At 63.5% G+C, this 13,641-nt stretch carries 15 protein-coding genes; 11 read left to right on the top strand and 4 right to left on the bottom strand.

All coding sequences use genetic code 11. The annotated features are described in order from the left end of the window. Nucleotides 1-43 precede the first annotated feature (43 nt). From ACVWW6_RS40650 to ACVWW6_RS40620, 7 genes are all read left to right on the top strand, one after another. Entirely contained in the window at nucleotides 44-520 is a 477-nt protein-coding gene (locus ACVWW6_RS40650) for a chemotaxis protein CheW (protein ID WP_028174296.1), read from the top strand. A 59-nt stretch (nucleotides 521-579) separates the two neighbouring features. Further along, nucleotides 580-2,385: a methyl-accepting chemotaxis protein gene (locus ACVWW6_RS40645; RefSeq protein WP_028174297.1), complete on the top strand. Its 1,806-nt coding sequence runs from the start codon at nucleotides 580-582 to the stop codon at nucleotides 2,383-2,385. A 132-nt stretch (nucleotides 2,386-2,517) separates the two neighbouring features. Further along, on the top strand, nucleotides 2,518-3,372 hold the full coding sequence (locus ACVWW6_RS40640; protein WP_011085135.1) for a CheR family methyltransferase: 855 nt from the start codon (nucleotides 2,518-2,520) through the stop codon (nucleotides 3,370-3,372). A 16-nt stretch (nucleotides 3,373-3,388) separates the two neighbouring features. After that, complete coding sequence (locus ACVWW6_RS40635; protein WP_011085136.1) at nucleotides 3,389-4,480, top strand: protein-glutamate methylesterase/protein-glutamine glutaminase; 1,092 nt, start codon at nucleotides 3,389-3,391, stop codon at nucleotides 4,478-4,480. A 5-nt stretch (nucleotides 4,481-4,485) separates the two neighbouring features. Beyond that, nucleotides 4,486-6,213 (top strand): chemotaxis protein, encoded by a 1,728-nt coding sequence (locus tag ACVWW6_RS40630; protein ID WP_304551064.1) that lies wholly within the window; start codon nucleotides 4,486-4,488, stop codon nucleotides 6,211-6,213. Nucleotides 6,214-6,362: 149 nt separating this feature from the next. Continuing rightward, entirely contained in the window at nucleotides 6,363-6,833 is a 471-nt protein-coding gene (locus tag ACVWW6_RS40625; RefSeq protein WP_028174299.1) for a hypothetical protein, read from the top strand. 109 nt (nucleotides 6,834-6,942) lie between these two features. Next, the gene (locus tag ACVWW6_RS40620; RefSeq protein ID WP_028174300.1) at nucleotides 6,943-7,227 is read left to right on the top strand and encodes a hypothetical protein; all 285 of its coding nucleotides are present in this window, start codon (nucleotides 6,943-6,945) and stop codon (nucleotides 7,225-7,227) included. 22 nt (nucleotides 7,228-7,249) lie between these two features. On the opposite strand, the gene ACVWW6_RS40615 is transcribed toward ACVWW6_RS40620, so the two are convergent. Further along, nucleotides 7,250-7,615, bottom strand: coding sequence for a VanZ family protein (locus ACVWW6_RS40615; protein WP_011085140.1), 366 nt, complete (start codon nucleotides 7,613-7,615; stop codon nucleotides 7,250-7,252). 939 nt (nucleotides 7,616-8,554) lie between these two features. Continuing rightward, nucleotides 8,555-8,740, bottom strand: coding sequence for a hypothetical protein (locus tag ACVWW6_RS40610; RefSeq protein ID WP_129557530.1), 186 nt, complete (start codon nucleotides 8,738-8,740; stop codon nucleotides 8,555-8,557). 383 nt (nucleotides 8,741-9,123) lie between these two features. Here ACVWW6_RS40610 and ACVWW6_RS40605 point away from each other — a divergent pair, with 383 nt between their 5' ends. The 3 genes from ACVWW6_RS40605 (at nucleotide 9,124) to ACVWW6_RS40595 (ending at nucleotide 10,655) form a co-directional block, all read left to right on the top strand. Next, a complete protein-coding gene (locus ACVWW6_RS40605) occupies nucleotides 9,124-9,672 on the top strand; it encodes a hypothetical protein (RefSeq protein WP_304551066.1) in 549 nt (182 codons plus the stop codon). A gap of 206 nt (nucleotides 9,673-9,878) precedes the next feature. Continuing rightward, nucleotides 9,879-10,181: a hypothetical protein gene (locus ACVWW6_RS40600; protein WP_028174304.1), complete on the top strand. Its 303-nt coding sequence runs from the start codon at nucleotides 9,879-9,881 to the stop codon at nucleotides 10,179-10,181. Between the two features lie 51 nt (nucleotides 10,182-10,232). Then, the gene (locus ACVWW6_RS40595) at nucleotides 10,233-10,655 is read left to right on the top strand and encodes a hypothetical protein (protein WP_456682740.1); all 423 of its coding nucleotides are present in this window, start codon (nucleotides 10,233-10,235) and stop codon (nucleotides 10,653-10,655) included. A 24-nt stretch (nucleotides 10,656-10,679) separates the two neighbouring features. On the opposite strand, the gene ACVWW6_RS40590 is transcribed toward ACVWW6_RS40595, so the two are convergent. Beyond that, the gene (locus tag ACVWW6_RS40590) at nucleotides 10,680-11,414 is read right to left on the bottom strand and encodes a metallophosphoesterase family protein (protein WP_304551067.1); all 735 of its coding nucleotides are present in this window, start codon (nucleotides 11,412-11,414) and stop codon (nucleotides 10,680-10,682) included. 150 nt (nucleotides 11,415-11,564) lie between these two features. Further along, nucleotides 11,565-11,843 carry a hypothetical protein gene (locus tag ACVWW6_RS40585; RefSeq protein ID WP_231166650.1) on the bottom strand — a complete coding sequence of 93 codons (279 nt, stop codon included), beginning with the start codon at nucleotides 11,841-11,843 and terminating at the stop codon, nucleotides 11,565-11,567. Nucleotides 11,844-12,188: 345 nt separating this feature from the next. On the opposite strand from ACVWW6_RS40585, the gene ACVWW6_RS40580 reads away from it, so the two are divergent. Continuing rightward, nucleotides 12,189-13,613, top strand: coding sequence for an undecaprenyl-phosphate glucose phosphotransferase (locus ACVWW6_RS40580; protein ID WP_011085145.1), 1,425 nt, complete (start codon nucleotides 12,189-12,191; stop codon nucleotides 13,611-13,613). The last annotated feature ends 28 nt before the right edge of the window (nucleotides 13,614-13,641 follow it).

The following is a 13,641-nucleotide window of genomic DNA, read 5'->3' as shown; positions in this document are numbered from 1 at the left end:
GGATCGTGCTCATTCGCAAACCCCGGGACCCCTGGACTGCAGCATGGCCGCAACCTCGCAATATCTGACGCTCGGACTCGCCGGCGAGACGTTCGGCATCAGCATCCGCAACGTCCGCGAAATTCTCGACATGCGTCCGATCTCGCGGCTGCCGCATGCGCCGAACTTCCTGCTCGGCATGATCGACGTGCGCGGCAGCGGCTATCCGATCGTGGACCTCCGGACCAAGCTCGGCCTGCCGAGCGTGGCGACGACCGAGGCGACCCGCATCATCATCCTCGACGTGCCGATGAAGGACCGTCTGGTCGGTGTCGGCTTCGTCGCTGATTGCGTGTTCGAGGTCACCGACATCGACGAGCAGGCGATCGAGCCCATCCCCGAGGTCGGTGGCAAATGGCAATCCGACTACGCCGCCGGCATCGGCCGCAAGGGCGAGAAATTCGTCGTGATCTTCGATCTCGCCAAGCTGATGGCGCATGACGAGATCCCGGAAGGGCGCGACGCGCCCCGCGCCGCCTGAGTTTGCAAGAGTAAGCATGGTCAAGCGTATGCCCCCCAATTCGAACCAACGAGATTGACATGAGATTTACCGTCAAAGCCAAGCTTGCCAGCGCCTTCGGCGTCGTCATCCTGCTCTCCATGATCGCCGGCGCGGTCGGCTATGTGAAGCTGTCGGACATGGTCGGCACCACCGAGACTCTGGTTAGCCGCGCGGGCCGCATGGAAAAGGCCGCGGAACTCAAGGAAGGCATCCTGTTTCTGGTGCGCGCCGAAAAGAACTCGATCCTCGCAGCGACCGATGCTGAATACGATCAGTTCGTAGCCGACCTCGCCAAGAATCGCGAAGCGCTCATCAAGTCCAAGGACGAGATCCACGCCGCCGCCAGCGAAGGCGGCAAGAAACTGATGGAGAACTTCTCCACGGCGTTTGCCAAGCTGAGCGCCTATCAGGATGAGACGGTCAGGCTCGCGAAGTCCGACAAGCCGAAGGCCCTGGACCGGTCCATGCATGACGGCCGCAAGGTCGTCGCGGACGCGCTGGAAGCAGCCGACGGCTACATCAAGAACGTCAAGAAGAACATGGCGGAGCAGGCCGAGCAGTCCAAGCAGGACGGCGCCCGCGCCGAAATGCTGCTGATGAGCCTGGTCATTGCCTCGCTCCTGATCGCCGCTGTTGCCGCCACCTGGATCGCCCTCAACATCAGCCGCGCGCTGGCACAGGCCGTCGGCCTCGCCGACGCGGTGGCGATCGGCGATCTCAGCCGTAAGATCGAGTCGTCCAGCAATGACGAGATCGGCGATCTCATCAAATCGCTGAATGCGATGACCGTGAACCTGAACGCCACTGCGGCCGTCGCCAACGAGATTGCGCAGGGCAATCTCATGGTTGAGGCCAAGCCGCAGTCGGACAAGGACACGCTGGGCCTTGCCCTCGAGCGCATGGTGGAAAAGCTCCGCCAGATCGTGTCGGAAGCTCTGACGGCAGCGCAGAACGTCTCTGCCGGCAGTCAGGAGCTTTCCGCGAGCGCCGAGCAGCTTTCGCAGGGCGCGACCGAGCAGGCCTCGTCCGCCGAGGAAGCTTCGTCCTCGATGGAGGAGATGGCCTCGAACGTGAAGCAGAACGCCGACAACGCCAACCAGACCGAGAAGATCGCCGCGCAGTCGGCCAAGGACGCGGAGGCCAGCGGCGCGGCCGTCGGACGCGCCGTCAACGCGATGCAGACCATCGCCGAGAAGATTACCATCGTGCAGGAGATCGCGCGCCAGACCGACCTGCTCGCGCTGAACGCGGCGGTCGAGGCCGCGCGCGCCGGCGAGCACGGCAAGGGCTTTGCAGTCGTCGCTTCCGAAGTGCGCAAGCTTGCCGAGCGCAGCCAGGCTGCGGCGGCCGAGATCGGCACGCTCTCGACTGAAACAGTCAAGGTCGCGCAGGAAGCCGGCAATATGCTTGCCAAGCTCGTTCCTGATATCAAGAAGACCGCCGAGCTGGTCGAGGAGATCACCGCGGCCTGCCGCGAGCAGGACGTCGGTTCGGCCCAGATCAACCAGGCGATCCAGCAGCTCGACAAGGTCGGCCAGCAGAACGCCAGCGCTTCCGAGCAGGTGTCCTCGACCTCGGAGGAGCTCGCCTCGCAGGCCGAGCAGCTCCAGTCCACTATCGCTTATTTCCGCATCGAGCAGGGTGGAAAGGGCCGCGCGGCCGCACCGATCGACCGGGCGGTCAATCAGTTGCGCGCCAAGGCGGCCACCATGGCGGCCGTCGAGCGCCCGGCCAGGAAGCCGCCGGCCAAGCCCGCGCGTGCCATGAAGGTTGCGGGCGGCGGTGGCTTCGCCTTCGACATGAACGACGGCGAGGACGATCGGGACGCCGATTTCCAGCGCTAAGGCTCTCTGAGGGATCGGCCCCCACCGGGGGCCGATCCGTCTTCAGTGATTGCGGTAACGTGTAGGATTCAAGATGGCCCGGGTGGCCCGACATTCAGTGCAGGCGGCCATCTCGGACCGGGGCCGGCGACCATGATGCCCGCCGTGCAGGACATGGCCGTGCATCTGTCGGACCGCCACTTCCGGACCATTGCCGAATTGATCGAGGGCCAGGTCGGCATCAAGCTGCCCCAAGGCAAGCGGCTGATGCTGGAGGGGCGGCTGCACAAGCGCGTGCGCGCGCTGAACTTCTCCGACCTCAACGAATATGTCGACAACCTGTTCGGGGCGGAGCATTTCGACACCGAGCTCACCCATTTGATCGATGTGGTGACGACCAACAAGACCGACTTCTTCCGCGAGCCCCAGCACTTCACTTTCATGCGGGACGTCGCAATCCCGGCCCTGCTCAAATTGCATGGACGGAAGAACGCGAACCTGAAGATCTGGAGCTCGGCGAGCTCCACCGGCATGGAAGCCTACACGACCGCGATGGTGCTGGACGACATGACGCGGAACGGCTCGCGGTTTCAGTACCGCATCCTCGGGACCGACATCTCGACCGCGGTGCTGCGCCTTGCCAAGACCGCGATCTACACCCGCGACGTTCTCGCGCCGGTGCCGGAGCCCTTCGTGAAGCGGTACTTCCTGTCGTCGCGGGACAAGTCGCGCGGCGAGGTGCGGGTGGTGCCGGAATTGCGGCGCATGACGCATTTCATGCGGATGAACCTCATGGATGCGTCCTATCCCGTCGACCGCGACGTCGACATCATCTTTTGCCGCAACGTCCTGATCTATTTCGAGCGCGAGACGCAGCGCAAGGTGATCGAGCAATTGTGCAGCCATTTGCGGCCCGGCGGCTATCTGCTGGTCGGACATTCGGAATCGATGATTCACAGTGCAGTGCCGGGTTTGAAGCAAGTTCAGCCAACCATTTTCAAGGTCTAGCCGGAGCGCAACCAGAATGCCGAGGGAGAAAGTTCGCGTGCTGATCGTGGACGATTCGGCGTCGGTGCGCCAAATCCTTCAGACGATCCTCAATGACGATCCGGACATCGAGGTGATGGGGACCGCGTCCGACCCGTTCGCAGCCGCGCGCCGCCTCCAGAACGAGATCCCCGACGTCATGATCCTCGACATCGAGATGCCGCGCATGGACGGCATGACGTTCCTGCGCAAGATCATGGCGCAACGTCCGATCCCGGTGATCATCTGCTCCTCGCTGACCGAAGAAGGCTCGAACGTGATGTTCGAGGCGTTCGAGGCGGGCGCGGTCGACATCGTGCCGAAGCCGAAGATCGACACGCGGCAGGCGCTGCTCGAATGCTCCACGCGGCTGCGCGAGGCCGTCAAGTCGGCGGCGCGCGCCCGCGTGCGCCCGCGTGCGGAGCGCCGGGTGGTCGAGAAGAAGCTGACGGCCGACGCCATCATCCCGCCGCCGGTGCAGGGCAAGGTCCGGCCGACGACGGAGCGCATCGTGTGCATCGGCGCATCGACGGGCGGCACCGAGGCGCTCAACGACGTCCTCGAGATGCTGCCGCCGCACTGCCCTCCGCTTCTCATCGTCCAGCACATGCCGGCGGGGTTCACCGCGGCGTTTGCCAGACGTCTCGACAGCGTCTGCCAGATCCGGGTCAAGGAGGCCGAGGACGGCGAGCCGGTGCTGCCGGGCAGCGCCTATATTGCCCCGGGCGCCCGTCACATGCTGCTTCAGCGTATCGGGCTGCGCTACCAGATTGCGATCAAGGACGGTCCGCCGGTGTCGCGGCATCGCCCCTCAGTCGACGTGCTGTTCCGCTCGGCGGCCCAGCACGCCGGCGCCAACGCGCTCGGCGTCATCATGACCGGCATGGGCGACGATGGCGCGCGCGGAATGCTGGAGATGCGCAAGCTCGGCGCCTCGACGCGAGCACAGGATGAAGACAGCTGCGTGGTGTTCGGCATGCCCAAGGAAGCCATCGCCCATGGCGGGGTCGAGAAGGTCGTGCCGCTGCACCATATTCCGCGCGAGATCATGCTCTGGTATCAGGCCGGGCACGTCGCGGTGGCAGGTTGATTGCAATGTCCGCCATTCCGGCCACCACGCTCACTGAAGCGACCGCGGCGATCGAGGATGTCTCGTCGCGCATCGAGGATGTCTTTGCGCGCGTCGGTCGGGAGCTCGGTCGCGGCCACATCATCTTCAAGGAGCTGAACCAGGGCCTCGCCACGCTCTCCGAGGAGCTCTCCGGCGCCGAGATCGAGGGCGCCGCGACCGCGCTGCAGGAGATCGCCGCGCGGCTCAGCGAGCTGGCGCAGACGCTGCCGGCCGAGAGCGCACTGCTTGCGACGATCGGCAAGAGCACGGAGGAGGCGTCCTCGCTGCTCAAACCGCTGTTCAAGCACATCGGAATGATCACCATCATCGCGCGCAGCGCGCGGATCGAGGCGGCTTCGCTCGATGGCGACCGTGAAGGCTTTCTCGCCTTTACGCAGGAAGCCTACGATCTCGGCAAGGCCGTGCAGCGCTCGATCGAGGGCTGCGCACGGGACCAGCAACGTCTGTCGGAAGCCGTTGCCACCGCCTCCGGCCGGCAGAAGGAGTTCGAGAGCCGTTACGGGAACCAGCTGGTCTCGGAGAGCGCCGAGCTCGGCGAGGCCTATGGCGGATTGCGCGACCAGCGCAGCAAGAGCAGCCATGTCGCCGATCTCGCCAGCGCCAGCACCAGGAAGATCGCCGAGGCGGTCGGCAGCGCGATCATTTCCTTGCAGGCCGGCGACAGTACGCGCCAGCGTCTCGAGCATGTCTGTCACGGTCTCGGTCTTGCGTCAGGACCTTCACCAAGCCTCGTTCCCGAACCCGTCACGAGCGATGACGGCGCGCGCGCCATCTGCCTGTTGCAGGCCGCCCAGCTGAGGGACGCCCAGCGCGAGTTCGGTGGCGACATCGGCCAGATCGTTCGCGCGCTGGCGGCTATCTTGAATGATGCGGCCAGCGTCGTCGGCCACGGCCGCACCCTGTTCGGCGGTGAGGATGGCGGCTCGTCGTCGTTCCTGACGCGCATCAAGCAGATATTGGCGCATGCCTCGACCCTCATCGCCACCTGCGAGGGCGCCGGCCGTGCGGTCGATGACGCGCTGGCCATTGTCGAGGATACGCTGGCGAAATTTCGCCAGGCGATCGCCGGGCTCGCCGATGCGACCGTCGACATCACCCTGATCGGGATGAATGCCGGTCTCAAGGCAAGCCATCTCGGCAGCCGCGGCAGCGCCTTCGTCGTGATCGCCAACGAGCTCAAGGCGACTGCGGACCAGGTTTCGGCGGGGGCGGGGCGCCTCCGGCCCGTGCTCGACGGCATCGAGCGCTCGGCCAAGGCACTGAAGGAGCTTCGCGTGCAGGGCGATCCCACGCAGCTTGCCAACCTCGAGCCGCAGATCCTCCAGGCGCTGCGCGAGGTCGAGGCCGGCAACGAACGGCTCGACAAGCTGATGAGCCGGCTCGTCGACGAGGGAGCGGAATTCGAGAGCCTGATGAATTCGGCGCAAGGCCTGATGAGCAAGCTCGGCGAAAGCTCCGCGACTTTGCCTGCGGTGGCCGCGCGCCTCGAGACTGCGAGTGCGGTCGCCCGGCGGCCGCAACCGGGTGCGCAGGACGAGGCCATGCTCGACGATCTCTTCGCGCGCTACACGATGGAGCGCGAGCGGGACGTCCACCGGGAGTTCCTGCAAACGCTCGGGCTTGCGTCGGTCGCCGCCACGCGGCGCATCGAGGCGGTCGAGACCGCCGACGACGGCATAGAATTGTTTTGACGTCGGTGCCGTCGCGTCGCGCGCCGGCGGCAATTCGATGGATCGGGTTTTCGGGGCGTTAACCCTGCCGAAAGCGCTGGCGGTTTGGTCATTGTCGCGCCCCAGAGTTGGTTGCAAATACCCGTCAATTTTCACGCCGAGAAATTCGTATGTTGAGAGACGGCAAATACGCTGCCTGGTTCAGGACGCCGCGCGGCCAGGGCACCGGCGTCGTGGATCTGATCGAGGGCCGGATCTCGGGTAGCGACAGCTTCTTCACCTATGGTGGCTCTTATCGTGTCAATGAGAAGCACTTCTCGGCCGTCTTGACCGTGAACCGGCACACCGATGGTCCGCCGAGCGTGTTCGGGCCGGACGAGGTCGAGGTCGATCTTGCGGGTGTGTGCAATGGCCTGGTCGCGACCTGCTCGGGCACGGCCAAGGAAGCACCCGACGTCAAATTCGAGGCGACGCTGATCTACAGCCAGGAAGATGCGCCTGCCGCCGACGCTCGATGCGCGGTCGTGAAGCTCAATGCCGACAAATTGCCCAAGAATCTCGACAGCCGCTCCCGGCCGCGCCATCCATTTGCGTCGCCCAAGGATACAGCAAAGGATACAGCAAAGGATCCCGCGTCTTAGCTTTGCATTGACGCTGTTGTCGCGAAAACCCTTCGTCACCGCATTGCGGCAACCGTGCCTTTAGAGGTGAAATCTAGGTTGAGGTCCATAACAAAAGACGGACAGGGACATGCCTCAAATCTGGATGACATATGACGAACTCGCGACGCTCAACGGCTGTAGTGCTGCCGAAGCCCGGCTTCAGGCGCAGCATCTGTCGCTCGATCGCCGCAAGAGTCGCGACGGTAACACCCGCGTCAAGCTGAACCTCGCCTTGATGGCCCGGTTCTTCGAGACCATTCGCGAAGCCGAATTCGGTCTCGATGATGCGATCGCGGCGTTGCGTGAAACCCATCGGCAGATGTCGGGAGTTCTCGCGACCCAGCAGGAAAGCCTCAGGCGCGGAGTGGCGTAGGTCCGCCGCGCCCTCGGCCGCGCTAAGACGGCGGCCTTGGCAGGAAAGCCAGGATGGTTTGGGCCAGAAGGACGCCGACGGTGCCGCCGGCGGCCTTTTGCAGCACATCGATGAGCCGCGGATCACGATCCGGCGTCACCGCCTGCAAAACCTCGAGACCGACTGCAACGGCCACTACGAACGCGCAAGCCAGTTTGACGCGCCCCGGCAGCAGAAACGACAGCAGGAAGCCCAACAGGCCGTAGGCGCTGAAGCGCTCGATGACGACGACCGAGTAGGCCTCCGCATGGCCCATGAGCGCCGGCCTGCCCGCGAGCTTGGCCAGCGTGGCATAGATGATGAGCGCGAGGCAGATTCCGGCGGCTGCGATGAGATGATTGCGGCGCATGGCGCCAACATAACCGGTCGGCCCGCTGGTCGCTTTCGAAAGCCAGGAACATCGTTAAGGTTTATAGACCTTCGCGGGCATGAACCGAGGTTCACGAGCGAACGGCAGAGACGGCCCATTTCGGCGGTTGCGCATCTGACGACGTCAAGCGTGGCGATGCAGTCGCGATTTCATGCTGAATTGGCTGGGGGCGTCATCAACTCGCCGGCTCCCCGGTCTTGTGACCCACAATCTCACGGCCACGAACAGGATGTTGATGCCAAGCCAGATCGACATCACGATCAGGAAAGAGCTTGCCATGGCGCCGCCTCCCGCATTCCTTTCGGGAACAATGCGGGGCGCGGTCGAGAGTTCCGGCTTTGCGGAGGGGCAGCCGATCGTCCCTGCCCAAATTCTCGTCATTGACGAGCCGGGCCAGCCGGGTCAGGCACGAAGCCGCGCGCCCGACCGCATGACGAAGTCGTCGGCAGGAGGGCGACGTTCAGCGCCGATTGTAGGACCAGCCCTTGTCGACATCGGTCGGGTAGTGGGCTGCGAAGTACGGATTCTTGAGGCAGTTTCGCGCAGGATCATAGATCCAGTCCGCGCACTCGCGGTAATTCAGAAATCTGCAATCGAAGCCAAAGGCACACCATGGCGCGCCATTCGGAAATCCGAACCGCACGGGGACTTGCGCCGACGCCATCGAGGGCAGAGCCAGGAGCAAAGCTACAGCCAGTGCGCGGGACAACATGATCCATTCCTCCAACAAACGATCGGGCGGACATCGAAGCCCGTCGATGATCAATCTTCATCGCCGGGCAGCTTAACATCCAGGCGCGGAGAGATCGAGTGCGCTGAAGGCGTTCGGGCTGCGTCGATTGGCGGCTTTCCGCTCACCGGTCGATCGGGCAGGCGCGCACGTCCGTGAACTGTCGCGCACGGCCGGCGCGACGGACGCTAGTTCTTCTTGCTGCCCTTGGATTTCAGCGACAGGCCGAGACGCAAGGCCATGCGCTTGATCGCATCGGGCGAGCGACCGAGAAGCTTTGCCGCCTCTTCCAGCGAAGTCGAAGACTTGGCCAACTCCATCAGCCGGCGGTCTTCCTTGAACGACCAGGGCCTGCGCGCCATAACCGAATTCATCCTCTCGTCGACACAACGACAAAGCCGCCAAGCGGACCCATGTTCGCTCGACGGCTTTGCTTGGGTGGGGCCGGGCTTGGGGCAGCCCGGTGTGAAGATGGATATGCGATCCCTCGGCATTCGCAACAAACAACGCGGATTAAGCTAACCGCTCAACCTTACCGCGATGAAATCGGCGCGCGGCGCTCCGTAGTACCACGGTGTTTTTGTGAACCGCGGTCGATCCGCGCGCTCCGACAGCCGCGATCGAGGATGTTCTGTCATCATGTCCGGCTGTCGCAGAGCCTGCGGACGGCCTTCGCCAAGCCCGCTTTCGAAGCCTCGCGGGGACGCCGGCCGGGCTCGCGTCCGGCCTTGCCGGAATCCACGGCGTCGCGGAGATCGTGGCCGGACCGATCCGCCACGAAGCCGGCCTCGTCGCGTACCCGTTGTGCGGAGCCGGGTCGCCGCATCCTCGACTGACGGGCGCCATACCCGGAGACATCATCTTGCAGCGATCACTTGATCTTGCCGCGATCACCTGCGCGCGATTGCAGAATCGTCGTCGCGGCGGCTGCGTCGCGCGGAATCAATTTGAATTGAATCACCGCGCGGTGTCGATCGCAACCGCTCCGAACGAGAAGCGATCCAATCGCGACGACGCGCAAGGTGCAAGCAAATCCCGACAAGCAGCATTGCACTTCGCTCAGACGACTCGTCACGAGATCGTCGAATTCGTTCGGCTATGTTCGCGCGAACGGCGAAGAACAAATCAAACAAACAATCAGAAGACCGAGATGCTTCAGAGAGCGCGAGCGGCACTTCCCCTCACGAAGATCAGAGAGTGGGCATTCGAAGGCGCATTTTTCAGCGTTGCGCTGATTGCGATGGCGGGCTGGGTGTACTTCATCACGCTGTTGCTGGTGCGGTTGTTCCTCTGGTTCTTCGGCTGAGCGCGCGGCGGACCACTTCGCAAGCACGGTGCTGCCCAAAAAATCTCGGGCGTGGCAAGAAAATCAGCGGCGCTCATCATGATCTCGACACAACTCGAAGATGACACTGGCGCATCGTGTTGGCGATGGCGCGGACGTGTATTCCGATGATTTACAACCGGCGTGGCACGGTTGTAGGCAGGGGCGTGGATGCAGGGGAGTGGATCATGACGGGAACGCGGGTAGACGCCATCACCAGTTCGACGAACACGGCGCCGCGGCGCTATTTCGTCGATGCGGGTGGCCGGCGTGTCCTGATTGGCCTGACGCCCGAGGAGACGTTCGAGTTCGAGCGGCTCGACAGTGGCCAGGCGCCGGGCCGGGTGCAGGTCGCGTCCGGCGGCCGTGACGTGTGGCCGGATGCCGGTGAGCGGCGCCGGCTCGAGCTCTACGAGAAGCACGAGGGCGCCTGGAGGGCCTGGATGGCGCAAAGCCGCACCGAACGGCGCGAAGGCTTCAATCTTTATTAACCATCCCGGACCCATTTTCTGGTCTGGCGCCTCGAACCGGAAAGTGCACGCATGTTTCAGCTCTTCTTGCGGGCCCGCACCCATAACTTCCTGAAGGACCGTTTCGGGGGAGAGCAGACGTTCCGTGCGCGCTCGCCCGAGCGCGACGCCGAAACCGATCGTACGCGGGTCGAAGCCATCATGATCGCGATCGAGGACGCGCTCCATGCGGCGGAGCGGGAGCAATCGGGCCTCAATCGCCGGGTGGAAGACGTGCTGGCGCGTGCGGCCGTGACCTTCGGCAACGGCGATGACGAATATCTTGAGCGCGAGGCGCTCGACAATCACCACCAGGATCTGTTCGACAAGGAGATCCTGAACGGCCAGCGCCGGCTCAAGGAGCTCGGTGCCTCGATCGCGCATTTCAAGTTCCTGAAGGCGGCGATGCTGAGCCGCTTTCCGGAATATCGGCCTCCGGCAAGCTCCACCAATTAGAGTGTGGCGCGCGAGCGCGGGCGGCTAGATCGCGAGCATGCTGTTGCCCTGGATGGACAGCAGCGTCAGATTTCCGGTGGCGTACGCTCCGGTATCGATGTTGGCGCGGTTCTCCAGCAGCTCGGCCTGCCGCACCGGCGTGTGGCCGTGCACGACGTACTTGCCGAAACGCCTCTTGCTCTGGAGGAATTCGTCCCTGATCCACAACAGGTCGGATTCGCGCTGTTCGGAGAGCGGAATGCCCGGGCGCACTCCGGCATGGACGAAGAAGAAGTCGCCGCATGTGAATGTCGGCCGCAGCTGGCGCAGGAACGCGATGTGCTCCGGCGGCATCGCGGATGTGAGTTCGCGCACGAGATCGGACTGTTCGTCCTTGCTGAGGCCCGGCGCGGCCGACACGCCATACGACATCAGGGTCTGGAGTCCGCCGAACTGAAACCAGTCGGTGGCGCGCGAGGGGTCCTCCAGCACCGAGGTGAAATAGGCCTCGTGATTGCCCTTGAGGAAGACCGTGTTGCGGCGGCGGCTGCGCCTGATCAGGAGGTCGAGGGTGTGGCGCGAGTCCGGTCCGCGATCGATGTAGTCGCCGAGGAAGACCTCGATCGCGCGATAGGGCCGGCTGTTCGCCATGTCCGCATCGATGACGGCAAACATCTGTTCGAGCAGGTGCGCGCAGCCGTGGATGTCGCTGAGCGCATAGATGCGCACGCCGTTCGGTAGCTTCGGCCGGGGCGAATTTCGGGGCGCTGTCGTGGGCATGGGGCCCAACTCTTTCAGAGAGCTTCGCCCGGGATGTCAATATGCTATCGACGGAATCGGGGTGCCAAGAGCCGCTTTTTTCCCGCCTTCTGATGCTGAAGGCTCATCCGGAGCTCTGTAAATCGCCGATCGTCGCTGCTTCCAGGCGGACTAGCCGAAGCTCCGGCTGTCGAACGATGGCGCGGCCTTGCCGCGATAGGCTGACGCTCGCACGCGGACCAGAGCCGCGCCGCAGAAATAGCCAAACTGGAGCACCGCCGCAAAGACGAGAATCGTAACAACGGTGTGACCCGAATCATGTCCCTGCCAGACCGCGCCCGCGCCGAGGATCGCTGCACCGAGAATGATGGCAGGCGGCAGGATGAAGACTCGGAATCGGCCTCCCAGCAACGATCCGATCAGCAGGCTGAAGACGACGACGGTACTCACGACACAACTCCTCGAATTGGTCACGAGTGTTAATGGCCGCGGGCTAATAACGACTTAAGCGGCATGGTTGAACAGTCGTTCAAATGCGCGCGACGCGCTGCGCGAAAATGACGCGATTTGACAGAAATCGCGGCGCATTGCCCGCATAATTGTCACGTGTGTGACAGCAGTTTGAGCATTCTCTCGATGCGATACTGCGTTGCAGAAAAATCGATTTGATTTTTTCGGTGCACTGCCGCAATGTCGCTTTGTTTAGTTAAGATATACTTCGGCGCACGTCGAAAAATTTCGATCGATTTGCTCGCAATCGTGATTGCGGGTGCGTGACGAGGCAGCGAGGTTCGGATGGCTGTAGCAACTTACGGTTCGGAAAACTATTATTCGGCTATATCGAACCGACGCGGTGCCCTCCAGAGACCCCTCCAGGTGGCTTTGATCGCCGGCGACTTCCTCGCCGTGCTGCTCAGCTATTTCGTCGCGAGCGGTTTGTATCGCGTGCTTGTCGTCGAGCAGGATTCGTCCGTCGGAGCCGGTCTCGTCGTCGGCGCGGTGTTCGTGACCATCGCCTATTTCCAGGGCGTCTACGATCATCACCGCCTGTTGAGCACGGTCTGGCAGCTGCGCAAGGCCCTGGCGGTCTGGCTGATCTCGTTGACCATCCTCGCGGTCGAGGCGTTCCTGCTCAAATCGTCCGCGGATCTGTCGCGCGGAACTACGCTGCTGTTCGCTGCGACCGGCGGCGTTGCCTTGGGCGGGCTCCGCGTGTTGTGGCGCCTGGCCCTGACCTCGAGCTATGCCAAGGGCCGTCTGGTCGATCGCAAGGTCGTGCTGCTCAGCCTCAAGCCGCTCGATTTCACCTCGACCCGCTTCAAGGATCTGCGCAAGCATGGCTTCAACGTCGTGCGGCATTTCGTGCTCGAGCCGTCCGAAGAGGGCGCAGGCTGGGATAGCGAGATTCGCGACATCATTCGTCAGGGCCGGACGGCGGACGTGGAAGAATATCTCCTGGTCATCGACTGGGACGAGATGCCGCTTCTCCAGAAGCTGAGCCAGCATCTGCGCGTCGTTCCCCAGCCGATTCGTCTCCTGCCGGATTTTCCGATCGCGGATCTGGTGTCGCGTCCGTTCCAGCCGGTCAGCGGCACGGTCGCGATTGAGATCCAGCGTGCGCCGCTCAGCGTGTTCGAGCAGGCGCAGAAGCGCTGCCTCGATATCGGCCTTGCCTCGTTCGCCCTGCTGCTGCTGGCGCCGCTGCTGGTGACGGCCGCGATCATGATCAAGCTCGATTCCAGGGGCAACGTGATCTTCAAGCAGTCCCGGCGCGGCTTCAACGGCAAGCAGTTCGAGATCTGGAAGTTCCGTTCCATGACGGTGGCGGAGAACGGTCATGTCGTCACGCAGGCGACGAAGAGCGACGCGCGTGTCACCCGTGTCGGCCGCGTGCTGCGTCGGACCAGCATCGACGAGCTGCCGCAGCTCTGGAACGTTCTTCGCGGCGAGATGTCGCTGGTCGGGCCGCGCCCGCACGCGCTTGCGCATGACAATTACTACGACCAGCTCATCAGCAATTACGTGTACCGGCATCACATGAAGCCGGGCCTGACCGGATGGGCCCAAGTCAACGGCTTCCGTGGCGAGACGCCGACCATCGATCTGATGGAAAAGCGGGTCGAGTATGACGTCTGGTACGTCAGCAACTGGAGCATCTGGCTCGACATCAGGATCATCCTGAAGACCGCGCTGGCGCTGATTCATCAGGAAGCCTACTGAGCCGGACTGAATCTGGCGCGCATTCGTC

It is taken from the genome of Bradyrhizobium sp. USDA 3311, from assembly GCF_054062495.1.
Note: the sequence above shows the minus strand (reverse complement) of the source record. Positions and strands in the feature narration are given on the sequence as shown.